The sequence below is a fragment of the Mesorhizobium sp. genome, assembly GCF_004963255.1.
Lineage (GTDB): Bacteria > Pseudomonadota > Alphaproteobacteria > Rhizobiales > Rhizobiaceae > Mesorhizobium.
Genome location: NZ_SUGA01000101.1, coordinates 1 through 705, shown reverse-complemented (window position 1 = coordinate 705; position 705 = coordinate 1). Strand labels below are relative to the sequence as shown.

General features: G+C 62.4%; 1 protein-coding gene. It reads left to right on the top strand.

Annotated elements, in window-relative coordinates; translation table 11 throughout:
- Positions 1-79 precede the first annotated feature (79 nt).
- A partial coding sequence (locus E5X34_RS32620) for an ABC transporter substrate-binding protein (RefSeq protein ID WP_292573329.1) occupies positions 80-705 on the top strand: 626 nt, incomplete at its 3' end.

Sequence of the window (705 nt, the reverse complement as noted above, 5' to 3'; positions counted from 1 at the left end):
TTGGCAGCCCCGCGCTCCAACACTGCAAGCATTCAGAGAATGAACCGGGCAAAAGGCCCATACTGGAGAACCTCGAACCATGACCTTCCTCAGCACAGTCAAGGCGATTGCCATCTCGGCGGCGCTGGCGGTGTCGGTGGCCTTGCCGGCCGCCCACGCCGACGAGCAATATTTCCCGCTGCAGAGCTATCGCGTCGGGCCCTATGCGGCTGGCGGCACCGGCTTCTTCGGCGGCTTCATCGACTATCTCAACCTGATCAACATCCGCGACGGCGGCGTCAACGGCGTCAAGCTGACCTGGGACGAGTGCGAGACCCAGTACGAGGTCGAGCGCGGCGTCGAATGCTACGAGCGTCAGAAGAGCCACGCGGGCGCGGCCGCCTGGAATCCGCTGTCGGTAGGCATCGCCTACGCCATGATCGACCGCATCACCGCCGACAAGGTGCCGCTGATCACGGTCAATCACGGCCGCACCGACTCCACCGACGGGCGGGTCTTCCCTTATGTCTTCCCACTGCTGCTCAATCCCTACAGCGAGACATCCGGCATCGTGAACTACATCGCCGCCAAGGAAGGCGGCATCGACAAGCTGAAGGGCAAGAAGATCGTCGTGCTCTATCACGGCTCGCCCTATGGCAAGGAGACGATCCCGATCTACGAGCTCCTGGCGCAGAAATACGGCTTCACCGTGCAGCAGATCGAGGT